Source organism: Nannocystis pusilla (assembly GCF_020073745.1).
Taxonomy (GTDB): Bacteria; Myxococcota_A; Polyangia; order Nannocystales; family Nannocystaceae; genus Nannocystis; species Nannocystis radixulma.
On the sequence record NZ_JAIRAU010000009.1, the window covers coordinates 46,650 to 67,938 of the forward strand.

Annotated in this window: 17 protein-coding genes; 12 read left to right on the plus strand and 5 right to left on the minus strand. The window is 71.0% G+C overall.

From position 1 onward, the window contains the following. Window positions 1-203: 203 nt before the first annotated feature. Window positions 204-1,949 carry a peptidase MA family metallohydrolase gene (locus K7C98_RS11350; RefSeq protein WP_224191626.1) on the minus strand — a complete coding sequence of 582 codons (1,746 nt, stop codon included), beginning with the start codon at window positions 1,947-1,949 and terminating at the stop codon, window positions 204-206. Further along, the gene (locus K7C98_RS11355) at window positions 1,946-5,011 is read right to left on the minus strand and encodes a DUF4175 family protein (RefSeq protein ID WP_224191627.1); all 3,066 of its coding nucleotides are present in this window, start codon (window positions 5,009-5,011) and stop codon (window positions 1,946-1,948) included. Before K7C98_RS11355 ends, K7C98_RS11350 begins: the two co-directional genes overlap by 4 nt. A gap of 149 nt (window positions 5,012-5,160) precedes the next feature. Between K7C98_RS11355 and K7C98_RS11360 the strand changes: the two genes are divergently transcribed. The 9 genes from K7C98_RS11360 (at window position 5,161) to K7C98_RS11400 (ending at window position 15,473) form a co-directional block, all read left to right on the plus strand. Beyond that, window positions 5,161-5,826, plus strand: coding sequence for an RNA polymerase sigma factor (locus K7C98_RS11360; RefSeq protein ID WP_224191628.1), 666 nt, complete (start codon window positions 5,161-5,163; stop codon window positions 5,824-5,826). Then, on the plus strand, window positions 5,823-6,491 hold the full coding sequence (locus K7C98_RS11365; protein WP_224191629.1) for an anti-sigma factor family protein: 669 nt from the start codon (window positions 5,823-5,825) through the stop codon (window positions 6,489-6,491). The genes K7C98_RS11360 and K7C98_RS11365 overlap by 4 nt, the downstream gene beginning before the upstream one ends. Then, entirely contained in the window at window positions 6,491-7,000 is a 510-nt protein-coding gene (locus K7C98_RS11370) for a hypothetical protein (RefSeq protein ID WP_224191630.1), read from the plus strand. The genes K7C98_RS11365 and K7C98_RS11370 overlap by 1 nt, the downstream gene beginning before the upstream one ends. 139 nt (window positions 7,001-7,139) lie before the next feature. Beyond that, window positions 7,140-9,542 carry a biosynthetic peptidoglycan transglycosylase gene (locus tag K7C98_RS11375; protein ID WP_224191631.1) on the plus strand — a complete coding sequence of 801 codons (2,403 nt, stop codon included), beginning with the start codon at window positions 7,140-7,142 and terminating at the stop codon, window positions 9,540-9,542. Window positions 9,543-9,577: 35 nt separating this feature from the next. Then, complete coding sequence (locus K7C98_RS11380; protein WP_224191632.1) at window positions 9,578-11,020, plus strand: hypothetical protein; 1,443 nt, start codon at window positions 9,578-9,580, stop codon at window positions 11,018-11,020. Between the two features lie 223 nt (window positions 11,021-11,243). Next, a complete protein-coding gene (locus tag K7C98_RS11385) occupies window positions 11,244-13,667 on the plus strand; it encodes a penicillin-binding protein 1A (protein WP_224191633.1) in 2,424 nt (807 codons plus the stop codon). A 24-nt stretch (window positions 13,668-13,691) separates the two neighbouring features. After that, on the plus strand, window positions 13,692-14,303 hold the full coding sequence (locus K7C98_RS11390; RefSeq protein WP_224191634.1) for a hypothetical protein: 612 nt from the start codon (window positions 13,692-13,694) through the stop codon (window positions 14,301-14,303). Beyond that, the gene (locus tag K7C98_RS11395) at window positions 14,300-14,860 is read left to right on the plus strand and encodes an NINE protein (RefSeq protein ID WP_224191635.1); all 561 of its coding nucleotides are present in this window, start codon (window positions 14,300-14,302) and stop codon (window positions 14,858-14,860) included. The genes K7C98_RS11390 and K7C98_RS11395 overlap by 4 nt, the downstream gene beginning before the upstream one ends. A gap of 7 nt (window positions 14,861-14,867) precedes the next feature. After that, the gene (locus K7C98_RS11400) at window positions 14,868-15,473 is read left to right on the plus strand and encodes a hypothetical protein (protein WP_224191636.1); all 606 of its coding nucleotides are present in this window, start codon (window positions 14,868-14,870) and stop codon (window positions 15,471-15,473) included. Window positions 15,474-15,542: 69 nt separating this feature from the next. Here K7C98_RS11400 and K7C98_RS11405 read toward each other — a convergent pair whose 3' ends face one another. After that, the gene (locus tag K7C98_RS11405) at window positions 15,543-16,202 is read right to left on the minus strand and encodes a hypothetical protein (RefSeq protein ID WP_224191637.1); all 660 of its coding nucleotides are present in this window, start codon (window positions 16,200-16,202) and stop codon (window positions 15,543-15,545) included. Between the two features lie 487 nt (window positions 16,203-16,689). Between K7C98_RS11405 and K7C98_RS11410 the strand changes: the two genes are divergently transcribed. From K7C98_RS11410 to K7C98_RS11420, 3 genes are all read left to right on the plus strand, one after another. Next, complete coding sequence (locus K7C98_RS11410) at window positions 16,690-17,391, plus strand: OmpA family protein (protein ID WP_224191638.1); 702 nt, start codon at window positions 16,690-16,692, stop codon at window positions 17,389-17,391. A 36-nt stretch (window positions 17,392-17,427) separates the two neighbouring features. Beyond that, window positions 17,428-17,847, plus strand: a complete 420-nt coding sequence (locus tag K7C98_RS11415) for an AgmX/PglI C-terminal domain-containing protein (protein WP_224191639.1) — start codon at window positions 17,428-17,430, stop codon at window positions 17,845-17,847. A gap of 108 nt (window positions 17,848-17,955) precedes the next feature. After that, window positions 17,956-18,471 (plus strand): DUF2505 domain-containing protein, encoded by a 516-nt coding sequence (locus K7C98_RS11420; RefSeq protein WP_224191640.1) that lies wholly within the window; start codon window positions 17,956-17,958, stop codon window positions 18,469-18,471. A gap of 206 nt (window positions 18,472-18,677) precedes the next feature. Here the strand turns inward: K7C98_RS11420 and K7C98_RS11425 are convergent, their stop codons facing one another. Both K7C98_RS11425 and K7C98_RS11430 read right to left on the minus strand, forming a co-directional pair. Beyond that, complete coding sequence (locus K7C98_RS11425) at window positions 18,678-19,862, minus strand: cystathionine gamma-synthase (RefSeq protein ID WP_224191641.1); 1,185 nt, start codon at window positions 19,860-19,862, stop codon at window positions 18,678-18,680. Window positions 19,863-19,880: 18 nt separating this feature from the next. Further along, window positions 19,881-21,287 (minus strand): pyridoxal-phosphate dependent enzyme, encoded by a 1,407-nt coding sequence (locus K7C98_RS11430; protein ID WP_224191642.1) that lies wholly within the window; start codon window positions 21,285-21,287, stop codon window positions 19,881-19,883. Window positions 21,288-21,289 lie beyond the last annotated feature (2 nt).

Below are 21,289 nucleotides of genomic sequence, written 5' to 3' on the forward strand. Positions count from 1 at the left end.
GTACCCGATAGCTATTGAGGAATATCGAGTTTTCTGCAAGAGCTTCTTTCGCGCGGGGCGGGCTGATTCCGCCCGGATTGCGGCCGCTTGCCCGAGCGGGCGCGGTTTTGAGCGGGCCTCGATCTGGCCCGAAGACCAGGTTGAGAATGCGGCTCGTGCGGCTGCACTGCGCAGTCGTCGACGGCTCGCGCGGCTGTCGATTGTCACTCGCGGCAGAGGCCCTGTTCGCGCTGCTGCTCGGTCGGATCGGTCGCGACCTGCGCGAGGTCGCAGTGCAGCGCCGGGATGAACGGGTTGACGCGCAGCGCCCGTGCGAGGGCGACGCGAGCCCCCGCGAGGTCGCCGACCAGTCGCAGCGCGCGACCCTCGGCGGCGGCGAGGTTGGGCTGCTCGGGGTCGTCCTCGCCAGCGCGGCGCAGCAGCGGCACGGCGCGCGCGGGCTTGCCGAGCTGCAGGTAGAGCTCACCGAGGCGCCGCGCGAGCTTGGGGTCGTCGCGCACGCGCGCGTCGGCGGCCCGCGCCTTCTCGTACTGCCTGGCCGCGGGGCCGAGGTGGCCGCGCAGCGTGAGCAGCACGCCGAGGCGCGCGTGCTGACGCGCCGCGCCGCCGCCGAGATGCGAGAACACGTCGCCGAGCAGCGAGAGATCTTCGCCCGCCTCGGCCGCGGCCTGCTGCTCCGGCGCGAGGAACTGCAGCTTGCGCAGCGCGCCGCCCGGCTTGCCCGCGGCGCGCTTCTTCATCACGTCGCGCCAGTGGGCGTCGAACCGCTCGAACGTGTCGCCCCACGCGGTCGCCAGCGCAGCCTCGGCGTCCTCGCCCGCGGCGACCCGGCGCAGCAGCTCGTCGATGCCGGCGCCGCCGCGCTCCTCGCGGAGCACGCCGAGCATGGTCTGGACCTGCGCGTAGGCGAGGGCGGCCCGCTCCTGCGACGGCAACATCGCCAGCGACGGGTACATCTCGGCGAACGTGACGAGGTCGTCGGCCGCCAGCGCCTTGGCCAGCAGCTTGCGCGCGGGCGGCTCGAGCGGCAGCGGGTCGGGGCTGCGCCAGCGCGTCTCGAGCAGCTTGGCCAGACCCTCCTGCAGCCACACCGGCGCGCGGTTGCGGGTCTTGAGGGTGACGAGGTAGTGCACGTACTCGTGCACGGCGGTGTCGATCCAGCCGTAGCCGTAGAGCATCACCCGCGGCGAGACCATGACGATCCGCCGGTACTTGGTGATGCCGACGGTGCCGGTGGTGTAGACGTTCTCACGCGTCAGCGGCGAGACCAGCGCCAGCTTGACGGCGTCGTCGAGGATCTCGAAGCGGACCGGGTGATCGGGCTCGATGCCGAGGTCGGCGCCGAGCGCCTGGCGGGCCTCTGCCATCGCCGCGAACAGGTACGGCGCGATCAGCTCGTCCTTGGCGTTGCTGAACACGACCTCGACCTGTCCGTCGGGGCTGGTGAGCCGGGTGGCCGGTCCGAGCGCGCGCTGAGCCCCGCGGGCGAGCTCGAGGTAGTGCTGCGCCTCCTCGCGCAGCGCGCCCGCCGGCGGCAGCTGCCCCGACGCGACCGCGCCGGCCAACAGCGCCTCGGCCTCGGGGTAGGTGGCGCGGTGGAACGCCAGCACGCCCGCCTTGACGTCGCGCGCCGAGCCGGCCGGCATCGCCGCCACCACCTCGGCCGCGTCGGCGAGGTCCCAGGCGTTGATCGCCTGATCGAAGCGCTCCGCGAGGTCGGACCACACGTCGGCGTCGACCGGCGCGGCCAGGATCGAGGCCGTAGCGACATGACCGATCGGACCTGTCGTTTGCACCCTGGCGAGGAGGACAGGGTCGATCGAGCCTGGCGCATCGGACCTGGCGCTGGCGACATGTTTGTTCGGACCGGCGGGGGCGGCGCGCGAGCCGCAGCCGGCGAGGGCGAGGGCGAGGGCGGCGCAGCGCCAGGCGGAGGGGCGGGGGGTCATCGCAGGAGTTCCTCGTAATAGCGCTCGACGGAGCCGCGGAAGCCCTCGGGCGCCCGCTCCTTCATCGCCTCCATCAGTTCGTCGCGCAGCGAGCGGTCGCGCTCGGTCTCCGTCGACACCTCCTCGGCGGAGGGAGCGCTCTGCGGGGCGGACGAGCTGTCGCGCAGGCTGTCGAGCGCGCGCTGGAGGCCGCCGAGCGCGCCGCCTTGCCGCTCGAGCGCCGGCCCGCCGCGACGCTGGCCGAGCGCATCGCTGCTGGCCTCCATCTCCGAGACCGCGCCGCGCATCGCCTGCTTGCCGGGGTCGGGGAGGTGCCGCGCGTTCGGGCTGTCGAGCACCTGCTCGGCCCGCCCGCGCAGGCCCTGCTGCTTCTGCGCGAGGGCGTCGAAGCGGGCCTGTGCGGCCTCGTCGAGGCCCTCCGTCGGGGCCGGGAGCTGGGCCTCGAGCAGCTTGCGCAGGGCGTCGCCGCGCTCGCGCAGCGGCCCGAGCTGGCGCCGCTCCTGCGAGTCGTCTCCAGAACCTGCGACCGCGCGCTCGAGCGCCTGGGCGGCGGCGCGGGCGGCCTCGGCGGCGGCGAGCGCCCTGGGTTCGGCGGCCTGGGCCTCGGCGGCGACGCGCTGCAGCTGCTCGCGCGCGTCCTCCAGGGCCCGCCGGCCGTCGCGACCGAGGCGCGCGTCGTTGACCCCGTCGAGCGCCTTGCCGATCGCCGCGGCCTGCTTGGCGGCCTGCTGCGCGGTGTTCTGATCGAGCGCGCGGGTCTGGGCCAGCTTGCGCCACTGCTCGTGCAGCGCGCGGCTCTCGCTGCGGAGGCCGGTCTCCTCGTCCTGAATCCGGCTGATCTCCCGCATCAGCTCCATACGGGCCCGCTCCTCGGGGGTCATCGCCGCAGCTGGCCCCGAGGCCATGCGGTCCTGGACGCCGCTGCGGAGCTTGCGGAGCTCGTCGAGGACGTTGCGGGCCCGATCGAGCGCGCCGTCGACGTCGCCCTGGCGCAGCTGCTCGCCGACGTCCTGCTGCCGCAGCTGCTCGGCCATCGCCTCGAACGCGTCGGTGTTGAGGAATTCCTGGCCGAGCTCCTTGTCGAGCTTGGCCCGCGCCTCGGACAGCCGCCGCAGGTCCTCGCGGATCCGCTGCTGCAATTGATCGACCTCGCCGCGCACGCTCTCGTCGCCGGCCTTGAGTCGCTCGAGCAGATCGACCAGCTTCTGCTGCGAGGTCTGCAGGCGCGCGACCAGCTGCTCGATCTGCGCCAGCAGCTCGTTGTCGACCAGGTCGTCGAGGCGGATGACCTCGTCCTCGAGCTGCGCGAGCTGCAGCCGGTTGGTGGCGACGAGCTTGCCGACGGTGCGCGCGGCCACGTCGGGGCGCTCGTCCTCGGCGCCGGGCGGGAGCTCCTCGTGCTCGGCCGACTCGCGGCGGTGCAGCTCCATCAGCCGCTTGTGCACGCCGACCAGGACGGCGACGTCGCGCGGCGGGGCCAGCGTGTCGACCGACAGGGCGTCGATCGCGGCGCTGATGGCCGCGAGCAGGCCGCTCGAAGCGGCCAGCAGCTCGCGCATGCCGCCGATCCGACGCGCCGGCTCGACGTCGACCGCGCCGGTCGCATCGTCGGCGCGGATCAGACCTGGCTCTTCGGTCAGCATGCGCCGCGCCAGCAGATCGACGGCGGTGTCGCGCAGCGCCGCGAGGCTGGCGAGGTTCTCGGCGTGCTCGGTCTCCTGATCGCGGATCGTCAGCGACATCCTGGCCGAGCGCGCGACCTTGCCCGGCGGGTCGGCGAGCGGCGCGAGGCCGAGGCCGGGGTCGTTGTCGCGGACCTCGATCCAGTAGGTGATCCGCCCGCGATCCTCGATCGGCAGCGACGACAGATCCCAGGCGTAGCGGTGCTGCCAGGTGCGCGCGCGCGGCGGCGGGGCGCCGGCGTCGAGGCGGACGGGCTGCTTGTCCTCGCCCTCGAACACCAGCACCGCGCTGGCGATGCCGAAGTCGTCGCGCGCCTTGAAGCGCAGCTCGACGCTGTCGAGCTCACTCGGCGCGCTCTGCGAGCGAGGCAGGGGCAGCAGCTCGATCTCGGGCGGCTCGTCGGCCTCGATCTCGAGCGGCGCCGGTGCGGAGCGGACCGGATCGTCGCCGTCTTCCGGGGTGACGACGACGTGCCAGCTGCCCGCGGCCCGCACGACGAAGCTGCCGCGCCACTTGCCGTCTGTCCCTTGCGACAGGTCGATGCGCTCGGGCGGCGGTGACTGCGACAGCGCGCCTTGATCGTAGGTGAGGATCACGTGCACGGCGGTGGCCGGCCGACGCGCCTCTAGCTCGATCTCGGTCTCGGTGCCGGCGAGCGCACGCACGGCGCCGCTCGGGTTGATGAGCTGCCGCGGCAACCTCCCGCTGTACTCGGGGTAGCGGAGGGTCAGGCTGAGCGCGGACCAGACCGGCTCGGGCGGCGCGGGCGGGCGGCCGTCCTCCGCGTCGAGCCACAGCTCGAGCCCGTGCGCGAACTCGGGGTAGCCCGCCAGCACGGCGCCGAGGAGGGCCAGGAGCGCGGTGGCGAGCGCGGGGACGCGGATGTTGGCGGGCGGCGCCGCGAGTTCGGGCCGGGCCTCGGTCAGCGACCATTCGACCTGGCGCACGTACGCGGCCGCGAGATCCTGCGAGCCCGGGTGGCCTCCGGGCCCGGCGAGCAGGAGCTCGGTCGCGCCGAGGATCTCGCGGCGCAGCGAGGTATCCGAGCGCAGAAAAGGTGAGGCCTCGCGCGGCCGGCGCGTGAGCGGCCCGCGGAATTGGGCTATGGTAAGCGCCGTCCGATGGGGAGTCCCAGTCAGTGCGAGGATCCGACGCCACGCTCGTCCGAACAGGGCCAGCAGCGTGACGACGGCGCCGGCGAGCCAGCCGGCGGCGGCGAGGTCGCCACGCAGGGTCCAGCCGGCGAGCCCGGCCGCGATCACGGCGAGGGCGAGCAGGGCCGCAGCAGCGTGGAGCGCCGCGGCCGCGAGCTCCCGCCGACGCACGACCCGGCGAACGGCTGCCAGAAACTCGAGCAGAGACGGGGGACGGACGTTCATGAGGGCCGGCGGGAGCGTCGGTCGCTCTTCGGTATATCCCCCTTAAACCACTTCGTCACGGTCCGGATCCGCGAGGCACTCCGGCAACTCCCCCGCGCGCTCGCCGCGCCCTGAATAGGGCGGCCGCGCGCCCGTAGAAGGACGCTCACGTGGTTCCTCCAGAAGCCGACGACCAAGCACTGGTCGAAGCGTGTCGCCAGGGCGACCGGCAAGCCTTCCGCCTCCTGACGCAGCGCTACCAGCGCAAGGTCTATTCGATCGCCTACGGGTTCTTGCGCAACCCGGAAGACGCGCTCGACGTCGTGCAGGAGAGCTTCATCAAGGTCCACCGCTACCTCCACAATTTCGAGGGCAACTCGAGCTTTTACACGTGGCTGTACCGGATCGTCACCAACCTCTGCATCGATCACATCCGCAAGAACCGCCGCCACAAGGAGCTCGAGTTCGACGACGGGTTGCGTCACGACGACGACGGTGACACTGCGTTCGTACCGCCGTCGGGCCTCGGCGATCCCGCCAGCCTGGTCCAGCGCCGCGAGATCCTGGAGGCCGTGCAGGACGGGCTCCAGCACCTCAGCGACAAGCACCGCGCCGTGATCGTGATGCGTGAGCTCCAGGGCATGTCCTACGAAGAGATGGCGCGCACGATGGGCTGCTCGAAGGGCACGATCATGAGCCGCCTCTTCCACGCCCGGCGCAACATGCAGCGGCTCCTGACCGAGCGGCTGGGCTACGTGCCGAGCGGCCCGACCGGCGGAGCCGATGAAGATTCCGACGCGGAACGCGTCCCAGCACCACAGGCCATGCTGCCATGACCGAGCCGCACTCCGACCCGCAGCCACTCCAGCAGCAAACGCTGCAGCAGCTACACGCCTTCCTCGACGGCGAGCTTTCACCGCCCGAGCGCGCGGAGGTCGAGCGGCTGCTCACGACCAACCCGGAGGCCAGCGCTTACGTCGCCGGGTTGAAGGCGCTCCAGGGCGCGATGGTCGCCGGCTTCGAGGCCGAGGCGGCCAAGGTGCCGGAGGCGCGCTTCGAACAGATCTGGGACGAGATCGAGCGCACCCTCGACCGAGATCTCCGTTTGCAGAAGGCGCCGGAACCCGCGCCTTCGCTGTGGACGCGCCTGCGCGGCGCGTTGCGCCCCGTGTTCGTTCCGGTGGCGTCGGCGGCGGCGGTGGCGGGCCTGGTCGCGGTGTTGTGGGGCGGCCGCGGCGCTGTCGAGACGCCGACGAATACCGCGCCGGTCGTGGCGTCGAAGCCGACGCCCGAGCAACCTGTCCTTGCGGACAGCTCAAGGCCCGCGGCCGAAGAGACCGACGTGGTGCTGCCCGCGCCCAACGGTGGCCCTGCCCACATTCAACGGATCGATTGGGGCGTCAAGTCGGGGCGCATCAGCGAGATCGAGGGCAAGCGCAACACGACGACCGTGATCTGGATCTCCGACGACGACCCTAGCAGCAGTGAGCGTTCCTTATGATGTACACCTCGACCACGAAGCGGCTGTTGGCCACGACCGTCGTTGCTGTCCTGCTCCCCGGCGTTGTCGGGAGCGCGTACCTCGTGCCGGGCGTGGCGCACGCCGCCGAGGTCCAGGCCGTCGCCTGCAAGGTCACCGCGGTCCTGGTCCAGAAGGACGGTGACGGCACGATCCCCGCGGATCTCAAGTTCCTCGAGGAGCAGCTGCGAGACGACCAGTTCGCGGCGTTCAAGGGATTCCGCTTGCTCGAGACCAAGTCGCTGCGCCTCGCCATCGACAAGCCCGGGCTGGCGGCGCTCAAGTCCGGGTTCCAGCTCAAGCTCAGCCTCCTCGGCGAGGCCAACAGCAAGCTGAAGCTGCACGCCAACCTGCTCGCTCCCGGACGCGACGCGCCGCTCGTCGACACCGACTACGCGATCGACGACAACGGCCTGCTCCTGGTCGGCGGCGTGCGCCACCTCGAAGGCAAGATCTTCTTCGCCATCCAGTGTGGTAAGCAGCCGAGCTGAAGCGCCCGACGCCGCGTGATCGCGCGAGGCCGCCTCCGACCGCGGGGCGTCACCGCGCTCCGCGGCGTCCGCTCGTTTGCTCGGAGCGCCAGCGGGCGGTACTCTGAGCCGCCTTTTCGCCGCCCCTGCGCGTTCGGCCATGACTCCCCCTGAGCCCACGAAGAGCCCGAGGCCTCGCTGGCGCCGCGTCGCGCTCGTCGGCGGCATCGTCGGCTCGCTGGTGCTGCTCGGGCTCGCCGGCGCGGTCGTCACGTTCCCCCGCTGGGGCGATGCCTGGGCCCACGAGCTGGCACTCGAGCGGATCCAGCGGATCGCCGGGGTGCCGGTCACGATCTCGCGGTTCGACGTGGTCGACTTCGACAGCGTGGTGGTCGAGGGCGTGGAGCTCGCGTTCGCCGATGGCTCGTCGCTCACCGTCGATCGCATCGACGTGGCGATCATCCGCGACGAGCTGTGGTCCGGTCGCGTCGTCGTCGATCGCGTGAACGCGACGGGCGGGCGCTTGACGGGCGAGGGCGGGGCGCTCCGCGACTACGCGCGAGACCTCCGCGCTCGCCTCTCGGCGCCCCGCGACGGCGGTGAGGCCCGCTTCAAGCTCGTGCCGCCGCAGGCCAGCCTCAAGGGCCTGCAGGTCGAGCTCCGCGACGAGCTCGGCGGCCGGCCGGTGTCCCTCCGCGGGGTGGCGACGACCGAGGCGCGGCTGTCCGAGCGGACAGCCGCGCTCAAGCTCGCGGAGGTCGAGGCGTCGATCGGCGAGCGGACGCTGCGGGCCGCCGAGCTGGCGACGACGATCGACCTGTCGCAAGGGACAGGTCTGGAGGCCGCGTTCCCGCTGACCGTCGCGGTCGATCGCGCGGCCACGGCGATCACGCCGCAGATCGCGGTCGCCGAGATCCGCGGGACCGTCACGCTCGCCGACGCCGCGGCCAGCCGGGTGCTGGTCGACCTCGCCGGCGGCTTCTCCGACGAGATCACCGGCGACGTCGAGCGCGACGCGTCGGCGCCGTTGTGGGCGCTCAGGGGCGACGTCGCCCGCGATCTCAGCGACGGCACCGTCGACCTCAACATGGACGCGTTCAAGCTCGGCCGCGTCCCCGACGTGCTCGCGCGCTTGCCCGTGATCGAGTCGGAGTCGGCGACCATCGGCGGCGAGCTCAAGGTCGCGTTCGCCGACGGCAAGGCCAGCCTCGTCGGCGATCTGGCGATCGCCGGCATCAACGTCGACCACCCGTTGCTCGCGCGCCAGCCCGTCCGCGACCTCGGGTTCTCGCTGGCGCTGACCGCCGACGTCGATCCGCGCTCGCGGATCGTGAAGATCGAGCAGGCGACGCTGCAGCGCGGGCCGGTCAAGCTCGCGCTGTCCGGCGAGTTCGTCCACGCCGACGATCCGACGGCCCGGCACTACCGCGCCGAGCTGACGATGCCGAAGGTGCGCTGCCAGGAGTTCCTGAGCGCGATCCCGGCCGAGCTCGTCCCCAGCCTGCAGGGCTTCGAGCTCAAGGGCGACTTCGAGTTCGAGATCAGCGCCGACGTCGACTTCCGCGACCTCGACGCGCTGGTGCTGTCGGCCAAGCTCAAGCCCGAGACCTGCAAGCCGGTCAAGGTCCCGGAGCTGGTGTCGGCCGCGCGGCTGAACGGTCCGCTGGTGCACCGGGTGCTGATGCGCGACGGCTCCGAGCGCTCCGTCGACGTCAGCGAGGGCTCGACCGACTACACCCCGCTCGACCAGATCTCGCCCTACGTGCTGGCCGCGGTGATGACGACCGAGGACGGCGGGTTCTGGAAGCACAAGGGCTTCATCACCTCGCAGTTCCGCGCCGCGCTGCGCAGCAACCTCGAGGCCGGCAAGGTCCGCCTCGGCGCGTCGACGATCACCATGCAGATGGTCAAGAACGTGCTGCTCAGCCACGAGCGCACGCTGTCGCGCAAGCTGCAGGAGGTCGTCCTGACCTGGTACGTCGAGCAGTCGCTGAGCAAGCAGCGGATCATGGAGCTGTACCTGAACGTGATCGAGTTCGGGCCCGGGGTGTACGGCATCACGCGCGCGGCCTCGCACTACTTCGCCAAGGCGCCGGCCGATCTCACGCCGCCCGAGGCCGCCTACCTCGCGTTGATGCTCCCGAGCCCGGTGCGCCGCCACGTCCACTACTGCGAGGGGGCGCCGTCGCCGGCGTTTCAGGCCAAGCTCAAGCGATTGCTGGCGATCATGCACTCGCGCGGTCGACTCGACCCCGAGACGTTCGAGCAGTGGAAGGACGAGGGTGTGGTGTTCGACGCGACCGATCTGACGAGCAGGCGCGAGTGCCTCGCCGAAGTCGAGCGGCTGCTGACCGCGTCGTCGCAGCAGCGCTCGCTGACCGGCCTGCTCGACGACGGCCCGGACATCGTCGATCTGTCGATCGACGCCGAGCCGCTGGCCGACGCGACCGGCGGACGGCCGAAGCAGCGCCCGCCGAAGGCCGGCTTCGAAGACGCCACGCTCGAAGTCATCGGCGGGCTGGACGAGGGCGACTCCGGGCGCAAGGCGAGGCGGCAGCCGTGATCCGTCGCGCGTTCGGGTTGGCTGTCTTTGCGGGCATGTCCTTTCGGGCAGCCGACGCGTCGGCCCAGGAGGTGCTGATCGAGGCCGACGCCAGCCCGCGCCCGCCGGAGTACCAGGTGCGCAAGGTCCACGGCGACATCCGCTTCGGCGCCGGCTTCGGCTTCGTCGCCGAGGACCCGATCTTCAGCGCCGAGCCGTCGTTCGGCCTCGACCTCCGCGACATCGCGCCGGTGCAGCTGCGCCTCGGCGCGCCGATCCGCCTGCGCATGTACGACCGTCAGCCCGAGCAGGGTCCGGTGGTGCGCAACACCGAGTGGGACGAGGCCGGCGACTACCTGGCGATCCTGCAGCGGCTGCAGTACAGCGGCGACTACGTGTTCGGGCGCGAGGGGCGGGTGCTGATCGACCTGCGCGTCGGCGATCTGCAGCGCGTCCAGGTCGGGCACGGCAGCCTGGTCCGCGGCTACGCCAACAGCCTCGATCTCGATCGCCGGCGCAGCGGGGTCGACCTCGACGCGCGCATCGAGGGGCTCCTGCTCGAGCACCCCGCGGGCGCCGAGATCGCGTTCGTGGCCGGCGACCTCGCCGGGCAGCAGATCTTCGGCACGCGGATCGCCGCCGACTGGGCCGGGGCCGCGCTCGGGTTCTCGGTGTTCGGCGATCCGTACGCGCCACGCACCCTCGTCGCGTGGGACGGTCGCGCCGACGCGCTGGCCGTCGACAACAAGAACCGGCTGCAGACCTCCGGCTCGCTGGGGGCGATGGCGATGGGCGTCGACCTCAGCTACCGGTGGACCGATCGCTGGCGCTTCCTCGTCACGCCGTACCTCGACCTCAACCTCATGCCCGGGCTCGGCAAGGGCATGCACCTCGGCCTCGACACCGAATTCATCCTCGGTCGGCGCCGGCGCGCGCGCCTCGGCGTCGTCGCCGAGCTCACCGTCGGCGATCGCGGCTACGACCCGACCTACTTCGACGTCTTCTACACGATGCAGCGCATGCAGGCGCAGTTCGTGGCCTACCCGGGCGACCTGCCGCCCGACTTCGGGACCACCGCGCTGCCCAAGTACAGCTTCGTGCTGCAGAACAACCTCGCCGGCGTCGGCGGGTACGGCGGGATCCGCTTCGCCCACGACGACGGCGCGTTCTTCGAGACCGGCTATCGCTATCGGCCCGGTCCGCTCGGGCACACCTGGGAGACCCGGCTCGGCATCGATCTCGAGGTGGTGCAGCTGTCGCTGTTGCACGCGCACCGCGGGAAGCTGGGCTTCGACATCATCGACCCGGCGGGCAGCCTGGCGCGCTTCGACCTCAACGTCCCGGTGCTGCGCTGGCTCGACGTGTTCGCCCAGGCCGGCTTCCAGTACCAGGTCCGCCGCGCGCCGATGGAGCCGGCGACGGCGCGGCAGCCCGCCGGCGGGTTCGTCGGCGGCGGCGGCCTGATGCTCCTCGGGGTCGCGGGCAAGTTCGGCTGGTGATCATGACCTGTCCTATCGAACATGATTTTTCAGACATGCACTTGCCTGCGCCGGGCCGGGGCGCCGGGCGCCGACCCGGAGGCGGGGTCGACGCCGGGGGGCGGAGCCGGGCGTCGCAGACCCCGGGACGCCGGGTGATTGACAGGGTGGCGGGCGTCGTGCTTGGACAGGCCCCGGGTCCCATGTTCAGGTTTCAGCACAGGTGCAGCGGGAGGTTCGTGTCGTGAGCGAGGCGCCGCGGCCCAGGAGCTCGCGCCTGCGGAAGGTCGCGCTGTGGTGCCTCGGCCTGGCGGGGACCGGCATGGTCCTCGGGGCAGGTACGGTGGCCGGCGTGTTCTGGTACTACGGCCGCGGGATCGAGGGCATCGACGTCGCCGCGATCCGCGACTACCGGCCGCCGCAGGTGACGCGGATCGTCGCGCGCGACGGCGTGGTGATCGGCGAGATCTTCAGCGAGCGGCGCACTCTGGTCGGCTACGAGGACATCCCGGCGCACGTGGAGAACGCGTTCCTCGCCGCCGAGGACGCCGATTTCTACAACCACGAGGGCATGGACTACCTCGGCATGGTGCGCGCCATGCTGAGCAACATCGAGGCCGGCGAGATCCGCCAGGGCGCGTCGACGATCACGCAGCAGGTCGTCAAAAATTTCCTGCTGTCGCCGGAGCGGACCTTCGAGCGCAAGATCCAGGAGATCCTGCTCGCGCGACGGCTCGAGCGCGCGCTGAGCAAGCGCGAGATCCTCGAGCTGTACCTCAACGAGATCTACTTCGGCCACGGCCGCTACGGCATCGAGGAGGCCAGCCGGTTCTACTTCGGCAAGAGCGTCCGCGACATCAACATCGGCCAGGCGGCGCTGCTCGCCTCGCTGCCGAAGGCGCCCGGGAAGTCGTCGCCGCTGAAGGACCCGCAGCGCTCGAAGGAGCGCCAGGTGTACGTGCTGCAGCAGATGGTGCGGCACGGGTGGGTCCAGCCGGTCGAGGCCGACAAGTTCATCCAGGGGCCGCTCGAGCTGAGCCCGCAGACGCAGGACGCGGTGGTCGTCCCGGGCGCGCAGGAGTTCGTCGACGCGGCCCGCGAGAAGCTCATCGCCATGTACGGCCAGGAGCGGCTCGATCGCCTGGGCGCGACGGTGACCACGACCGTCGACCTGAAGCTGCAGGCGACGGCCCACGCGGGCCTCATGGAGGGGCTCGTCGCGCTCGATCGCCGGCAGGGCTACGGCCACAAGATCAAGCCGACGCCCGAGAAGCAGCAGCCGAGGGTGCTCGAGAAGGGCCGTGTGCCGCTGCACGTCGGCGCGGTGCTGCCGGGGCTGATCCAGCCGCGCGACGCGAGCACGCCGGCGGACGCGTTCGTGGTCCTGGTCGGCGACGCGCGCGTGCTCGTGAAGGTGCGCGAGGGCTCGCGCTACGACGACCCGAAGCTGTCGCTCGACGAGCAGTTCCCGCCCGGCGGCGTGGCGATGGTGCGCCTCTTGACGCTGCCGACCGGCGAGCAACCGGCGCAGGGCGAGATCGGTTCGGGTCCGCAGGCGGCGGTGCTGGTGGCCGCGGTCGACACCGGCGAGGTGCTGGCGATGGTCGGCGGCGAGGACTACCAGCGCGGCGACTTCAACCGCGCGACGGCGGCCAGGCGCCAGCCGGGCTCGTCGTTCAAGCCGTTCGTGTACGGCGCGGCGCTGGCGACCGAGAAGTACACCGCGGCGACGCTCGTCAACGACTCGCCCGAGATCTACGAGAAGTGGCGGCCGACCAACTTCGAGGCCGACGAGTACCGCGGCGACATCCGCCTGCGCGTGGCGCTCACGCACTCGGTCAACACGATCGCGATCAAGCTGCTCGACGCGATCGGCTTCGAGGCCGCGCACACTTTCGCGCGGGCGGCCGGGATCCGCGGCGAGCTGGCGAGCAACCTCGCGCTCGCGCTCGGGGTCAGCGAGCTGACCCCGCTGGACGTGCTGTCCGGCTACCTCACGCTCGCGCGCGGCGGTTCGCGGCTCGAGCCCGCGGTGATCCGCAAGATCGAGATCCCTGGCGAGCCGGCGTGGACGCCCGAGCGCGCGCCGCAGCAAACGCTGCGCGACGACATCGTCTTCATCCTCACCTCGATGATGACGAGCGTGGTCGAGGAGGGCACCGCGAAGGCCGCGCGCGCGCTGGGTCGACCGTCGGCCGGCAAGACCGGGACCTCGGCCGAGCACCGCGACGCGTGGTACGCGGGGTACACGCCGCGTCACGTCGCGGTCGCGTGGGTCGGGTTCGACGTGCCGAAGAAGATCGGCAAGGGCGAGACCGGCGGCAAGGCGGCGCTGCCGATCTGGATCGCGGCGATGAAGGCGGCCGAGGCCGACCATCCGCCGCTGCCGTTCGTGCCGCCGGCGTCGGTGCAGGTGCGCACGATCGACCGCCGCACCGGGTTGCTGGCGCCGGCCGACGCCAAGCCCGAGGACGTGCTGGAGGAGTACTTCATCGCCGGCACCGAGCCGATCGAGACCGCGGAGCCCGCGGCGTTGCCGACCGGTGACGTGGTCCTCGATCTCTACGGGGACGGCGACGAGCACGCCGACGCCGCGCCGGCCGCCGAGACGCCGGCCGCCGAGGAGGCCAAGAACGGCCTCCCCAGCGTCCATGACGACCCAGGTTGATCGCTTGATGCTACTGTACGATCCATGACCGCGCAGAAGGTCGACCTGGTCGTCGAGCACGGCCGGGTCCAGATCGTCCAGGCCGGAGCAGGGGTCGCCCCGCAGGTCGCGCCCGTGGCGATAGCGACGCGGACCGTGGGGAGCGTGTCGACGCCGTGGAACGTGCTGCTCGGCAGCGGGGCGGCGTGCATGGTGCTCGGGGCGATCACTCTCGGGTTGTTCCCGTTCTCGGTGCTCGGCCTCGTGCTGACCAACCTGCTGTTCTCGGCGGGGGCGGGGCTGGCCGTGCTGGGGTTCGCCAAACGGTCGAGCTCGGCGGGCGCCGCGAGCCCGGCGGCGTTGCCGGCCCACGTCGATCCGTCGCTGATCGCCGAGCGCAGCCGCCGCGTGCGGGCGATCCTGCGCGGTGCGGGGCCCACGACCTTCGAGCGCATCAAGAGTGAGCTCAAGTGGACGCAGGTGGCGCTGGTGTCGACGCTGGTGCACATGAAAGAACAGGGCGAGGTCGTCGAGGACCTCAGCCTCGACACCGGCGAGTGGGTGTACACCTTGGCAGACAACCAGGACGCGGTGCTGGGGTCACCCACGCTCGCGGAGCGGCAAGCCCAAGAGGGCGAGGTGAAGGGGCAAGGATGAAGGACAAGAACATCGCGTCGATCCTGGCCTTCCCGCTGTTCGGCGGCTGGGGAGCGCACAAGTTCTACCTCGGGCAGGTCGGCGCGGGCATCGTCTACCTCGCGTTCGCGTGGACGCTGATCCCGGCCATCATCGCGTTCTTCGAGTTCATCATCCTCGCGCTGATGGACCGCGACGAGTTCAACCGCCGCTACAACGGCGGGAACGCGCTGAGCGGCGCGCCCGTGGTGGTCAACATGTTGCCGCCCGCGCCGGCCTACTACCCGCCGAACCACGCCCAGTACCCGCCCGGTTATCCGCAGCCCGGCTATCCGCAGCCCGGCTACCCGTACCCGCCCGGCGCGTACCCGGGCGTCTACCCGCCGGGCACGCAGCCGGGGCAGGTGGCTTCGGGGACAGGTCCTTCGGGACAGGAGGCCTCCGCGGCCGGTCGCGGCGGCGCGGCGGTCGACGAGGTCATCGCTCGCATCGAGAAGTTGAACGAGCTGCGGATCGCCGGGTTGCTCACCGACGAGGAGTTCGCGCAGCAGAAGGCCCGCGTGCTGCAGCACATGTGACGGGTCCGTGCTCGTCCTCGTCGTCTACTGCGCGTTCGTGCTGATGATCGGGGTGTCGCTGCGACGCCCGCTCGGGGCGTTGATGGAGGCGCGACGTCAGCACGTCAACCTGGACCGCGAGCTGCGAGCCCTGGCTGAGATGTCCGAGCCGCCGGCGCCGACCATGCACCACCTGACGCCGGCACTCGCGCACCTGTTCGAAGAGACACGTCTGCTTCAGACCGTGCTCGAGGAGCCGCTGCAGGCGGCGCGCGCCTGGCAGGCCGCCGATCGCAGCCCGTGGCTCGCCCGCGTGGACGTCGGCGACGGCTCGGACCTCGACCGGCTCGAGGAGGTCGACGTCGCGCTGGTCAACGCTCGCCGGGCGGTGTGGGACTGGCTGAGCACCGTCGAGGCGCTGCCCGAGGCCGACCGCGAGACGCTGGTGGGGCTCGGCCTGTCCGTCGGGACAGTCCGTGGGGCGATCGAGGAGCGCGACGCGTTCCGCCGCACGAGCGCGGTGGCTCGCAAGGAATCGGCGCGGATCGAGCGGATGATCACGCACCTGCGCGCGGGGCTCGAGCGCTTCGAGGGCGGGCTGTCGCGGGCCACGCGAGCGGGGCTGTACCGCTGAACGACCGGGCGAGCGCTGCGATGGCGACGCGCGCGAGCGAGGCCTGGGCCGGCGGGCCGGGTGGTGAACTCAGCCGGCGGAGTAGTGAAGGGCGAACTGCAGGAACTGCGACGGCGGCAGGTCGCCGCGGAACGAGCCGACCAGCACTTGATAGCCGAGGCCGAGGCCGACGCCGTGGAACATCTTGCGCGAGCGGTCGGGGCTGAGCATGAGGCCGAGGTTGAGCTGCGCGCGCGGTCCGTGCGGCAGCTGGGCCGGCAGGCGAGCGGCGCCGCCTTCGAGCAGGCGCTCGCGGGCGGGGGCGACGAAGAAGTCATAGCCGACGCGGAAGTCGATGTAGCCGCGCTGCAACATGCCGAGCCGGCCGAGCGAAAGAGTGGGGCCGCCGCCGAGCAGGCCGGTCATCTGGGTGCGACTGGACGGGCCGCCGTAGTCGATGACGCCGCCCTCGCCGCGCAGCGTGAGCGCGTAGCCGATGAAGTTGAAGCTCTGGCCGATGTCGACCTGGGCACCACCTGTCCTTCCGGACATGGTGCCGTTGAACGCGCTGCCGATGCTGTACTGGGCGCGGGCGAGGATGTGAAACCGACCCGGGTTGTGCTTGGGTCGATACATGTCGCGGTACACGGCCGCGATGGCGGCGTCCTCGGCGGCCGCGGCCTCCGCTTCGGTCAGCACCGGTTTGCTCGGCCGCTTCTCCGGGTGTTGATTGACCGACGGACCGAGCATCTGCTCGGCGAGACCTGGGGGCTGAGTCCCCCCGGTTCCTGCGGATTCGACCGGCTGCGCGGGCGACGCCGAAGCGGGATCGGCTGAAGAAGGTTCTGCAGGAGTCTGGGGCGGGTTCGCGCCACTTTCGCTCGGCGAGGCCGGCACGCCATCGACCGGGACGGTCGTTTCAGGCACCGGCGCGGGCGAGGTGGGCGCTGTCGCCGTGGTTCCCGAAACCCCGTTCGTGGGCCGCTGGACCGGCACGGACGCGGGCGCGGCCCCGGCACGGCCCGGGAGGGTGACGACGACGAGCGCGAGGCCGATGGGGACGCGCCGCAGGGGCGAGAGCATGCGACAAGGCTACTCGCGGGCCTGGATCCGGGCGAGTCATTTCGTTGCACCGGCGATGACATGTGTTCAAAATGCCCCCCGCGAAGGCACCCGCACGGCCGAAAAACCCGTGCTGGACGGGGGCTTTCGCTATCCATCGATCGGGAGACCCCTCATGCTTTTCGCACTCAACCCCCATCGCCGGAACTTCCGTCATGGCCGCTCGGGCCTGAAGTTCGCGCTCGTCGCTGCGTTCGCGTTCACGGCGACCGCCCAACTCGCGGCCTGCGGCCCGACGGTCTTCGAAGACGCGTCCGCGCTGTCGGTGGTCGGCGATCCGCCGCCGCCGCCGCCCAAGCCGAAGGTCGTGCAGGAGAAGCCGAAGCGCGTCGTCGTCGAGGAGAACCGGATCAAGATCAACGAGAAGATCGAGTTCGACTTCAACAAGGCGACCATCCGCCCCGAGTCGGACGGCCTGATGACCGAGATCATCTCGGTCATCAAGGAGAACCCCCACATCAAGAAGATCGCCATCGAGGGCCACACCTCGAGCGAGGGCAGCGACAGCTACAACCTCAAGCTGTCCGACAAGCGCGCCAAGGCCGTGATGGAGTACCTCGTCAAGAAGGGCGGGCTCCCCAAGGAGATGTTCACGGCCAAGGGCTTCGGCGAGAAGCGGCCGCTGTCGGACGAGTCGACGGAGGAGGGCAAGGAGAACAACCGCCGCGTCGAGTTCAACATCGTCGAACAGGACGTGACCCGCAAGCGCGTGGCGATCGACCCCGAGTCGGGGGAGAAGACGGTCATCGAAGAGAAGACCAAGACCGAGGCCGACGGGGCCGCACCGCCGCCGCCGCCGCCCGCGCCCGCCAAGTGAGTCACACCGCGAGATTGCGAAGATAAGGAGTTCGTGATGCGCAAGAGCACGATGTTGAGCCTTCTGTTCGTCGCCGTGTCCGCGGTCGTGCCGGGGTGCACCTGCGTCGCCCGCGACGCCGAGACCTACAAGAACGACACCCGCAGCCTCCTCGAGACCCGCAACAAGGCGATCAAGGACTGCTACGACGTGGCCCTCACCACCGACCCGAAGACCGACGGCGAGGTCGTGGTCAACTTCACGGTCGAGAAGAAGACCGGGAAGATCATCAGCGTCGAGGCCGACAAGGCCCGCACCAAGGCGCCCGATTCGCTGAGCAAGTGCATCGTCGACGCGATCGACGGGCTGATCCTCGACCCGGTCGACCAGCGCGACGGCCAGGCGACGTTCAGCTGGAAGTTCCGCGCCAACGAGCCGAAGCCCGCCGAGGAAGAGGCGCCCGAGCCGACCAGCTGAGCGCCCCGGGCCCGCTTCGCCGGACCCCGGCGGATCGGGCCCGATCCGGAGCACAGTTCCCCGCGGCGCGGTTGTGGCAGCGGCCGTCGGCGGCCTACACTGGCCGCCGTGCGGCATACGATCGAGCATGTGTTCGACACCTCCCCGGAGCGGCTGTGGGAGGTGTTCTTCTTCGACGAGGACTACGCCAGGGGGCTGTACGAGCGCGTGCGCCTCAAGGTGGTGAAGCGCGAGCTGCACCGCGAAGGCGAGGGCCCGAGCTTGATCGTGCGCCGCAAGCTCCAGCTGGTCGCCGACCGCGAGCTGCCGGGCGCGCTCAAGCGGCTGTTCCAGGGCACCTCCACGGTCACCGAGACCGGCGAGTTCAACGCGGCGCTGCGCCGCTACAGCGTGACGATCCAGGTGCCGGTGATCGGCAACCTGGTCGACTACGGCGGCGAGTACACCTGGGACACCCTGCCCAGCGGACAGCTGCGTCGCGTCTGGCGCGGTCACTGCGACGCCCGGATCCCCCTGGTCGGCGGCAAGCTCGAGGCGTACCTGCTCGGCGAGATCGAGAAGAGCATGGCCGACAACTACGCGTTCACCCGCGAATACCTGCGCGCGCACCCGACCGCGAGCTGAGCAGGCTGGCCCGAGAGACAGCCGGTCGCGGCAGGCGCGGACGTGTCTGGGGCGCCAGGCGACTCCGCTGTCCCGAGAGGCAGTCCGAGCGGAGCGGCGCCCTCGGCCGCGAGGCGAGCGCGCCGACCCGAGGACGGCTCACTCGCGCGGGCGGTGCAGACGCGAACGAGCTGTCTCGAAAGACAGCCCGTTCGAGAGCGGCCGGGTCAGACGGTAGCGAGGGCGTGGTCGAGGTCGGCGATCAGGTCGTCGACGTGCTCGACGCCGACGCTGACGCGGATGAAGCCGTCGGCGATGCCGAGGCGATCGCGGGTGTCCTTGGGGACAGACGCGTGGGTCATGATCGCGGGGTGCTCGATCAGGCTCTCGACGCCGCCGAGGCTCTCGGCGAGGGTGAACACGCGGACGGCCTTGAGGAAGCGACGCGCGGCCTCGAGGTCGCCGCGCAGGTAGATCGAGATCATGCCGCCGAAGCCGCGCATCTGCTGGCGGGCGAGGGCGTGCTGCGGGTGGCTCTCGAGGCCCGGGTAGATGACGCGCTCGACCTTGGGGTGGCGCTCGAGGTGGGCCGCGATCGCGGCGGCGTTGCTGGCGTGCCGCTCCATGCGCAGCGCCAGGGTCTTGAGGCCGCGCAGGGTGAGGAAGCAGTCGTGCGGGCTGGGGACCGCGCCGACGGCGTTCTGCAGGAAGGCGAGGCGGTCGTAGACGCCGGAGTCGCGGCAGACGACGGCGCCGCCGACGGTGTCGGAGTGGCCGCCGATGTACTTGGTGGTGCTGTGGACGACGATGTCGGCGCCGAGCTCGAGCGGGCGCTGGAACGCCGGCGAGAGGAAGGTGTTGTCGACCGCGAGCAGCACGCCCCTGGCCCGGCACAGCGCCGCGATCGCGGCGACGTCGCCGAGCTTGAGCATCGGGTTGGTCGGGGTCTCGAGCCAGGCGAGCTTCGTCTGCGGCGTGATCGCGGCGGCGAAGGTGCTCGGGTCGGTCGGGTCGGCGTAGCTGAAGCGCAGACCCTGGCGCTGCAGGACCTTGTCGAACAGGCGGAAGGTGCCGCCGTACATGTCGTCGCCGGCGACCACGTGATCGCCGGCGTTCAGCAGCTGCAGGACGGTGTTGGTGGCGGCCAGGCCGGAGGCGAAGGCGAGGCCGTAGTGGCCGCCCTCGAGCGAGGCGAGCGCCCGCTCGAGCGCGTAGCGCGTGGGGTTGTGGGTGCGGCTGTACTCGAAGCCGCTGTGCTCGCCGGGGCCGCGCTGGGCGTAGGTCGAGGTCTGGAAGATCGGGGGCATCACCGCGCCGGTGACGGGCTCCGGGTGCTGGCCGCCGTGGATGGCCAGGGTCTCGAAGCGGGCGCCGGCGGGTACGTGATCGGAGGCGGGGTCGTAGACAGCCATTCGGACATGTCCTTTGGGCTATTGCTGCGAGGCCAGGTAGTCGATGAGGTCGATCTTGGTGAGGAGGCCGAGCAGGCGGTCGCCCTCGGTGACCAACACGACCTTGGCGTCGTTGAAGATGCTGCGCAGCAGCTGGATCCGGGTGTGCGGGGTGACGGTGGCGTAGTCGCTGTTGACGAGGTCGGCCAGCGGCTCGTCGAGGCGGCCCTCGCTGCGCACGAGGAAGTTGAGGAGGTCGAGCTCGCTGACGATGCCGCAGTGGCGGCCGTGCTCGTCGAGGATCGGCAGCTGGCTGATGCTGTTCTCCTTGAGCGTCTGGATGGCGACGCGCACGGAGGTGTCGCGGGTGGCGGTGATCGTGCGCCCGGGCTTGCGCTTGAGGATGTGGGCGACGTAGCCGCTGGCCTCGTCCTCGTCGAGGAAGCCGTTCTGGCGCATCCAGTCGTCGTTGAAGATCTTGCTGAGGTACTTGGTGCTGCTGTCGGGCAGCAGGACCAGCAGGCGCTTGGGCTGCTTGAGCGTGCGCGCGTACTTGATGGCCCCGAGCACCGCGGCGCCGCCCGAGCCGCCGCAGGAGATGCCCTCGCGGCGCACGAGGTCGCGCGTCATGATGAAGCACTCCTTGTCGTCGACCTGGACGATCTCGTCGAGGATGTTGAGGTTCATCGTCGACGGCAGGAAGTCCTCGCCGATGCCCTCGACGTAGTAGCTGAAGGGCTTGGTGAGCCGGCCGGTCTTGACGTACTCGTAGTAGAGCGAGCCGACCGGATCGACGCCGACGATCTTGACCGCCGGGTTCTTCTCCTTGAAGTAGCGCCCGCAGCCCGACAGCGTGCCGCCGGTGCCCATGCCCGAGACGAACACGTCGAACTCGCCGCCGGTCTGCTCCCACAGCTCGGGCGCGGTGCTGAGGTAGTGCGCCTCGGGGTTGGCGGGGTTGTGGTACTGGTTGGCGTAGAACGCCCCGGGCGTCTCCTCGACGATCCGCCGCGAGACCGAGTAGTAGCTGCGCGGGTCGGACGGATCGACGGCCGTCGGGCACAGCACGACCTTGGCGCCGTACGACTTGAGGTTGTCGATCTTCTCGCGCGACATCTTGTCGGGCATGACGAAGATGCACTTGTAGCCCCGCGTGGCCGCGACCATCGCCAGGCCGGCGCCGGTGTTGCCGCTGGTGGCCTCGACGATCGTGCCGCCGGGCTGCAGCATGCCGCGCGTCTCGGCGTCGCGGATGATGTTGAGCGCGACCCGGTCCTTCATCGAACCGGCGGGGTTCAACATCTCAAGCTTGACGTAGATCTCGGACGCCAGCCCCTCGGTGACGTGGTTGAGGCGGACGATCGGGGTGTTGCCGATCGCTGCGGTGACGTCGGCCCGGGCGCCCTTCATCAGCGCCCGCTCGGACCGGGACGAATTGTTGCTCATGA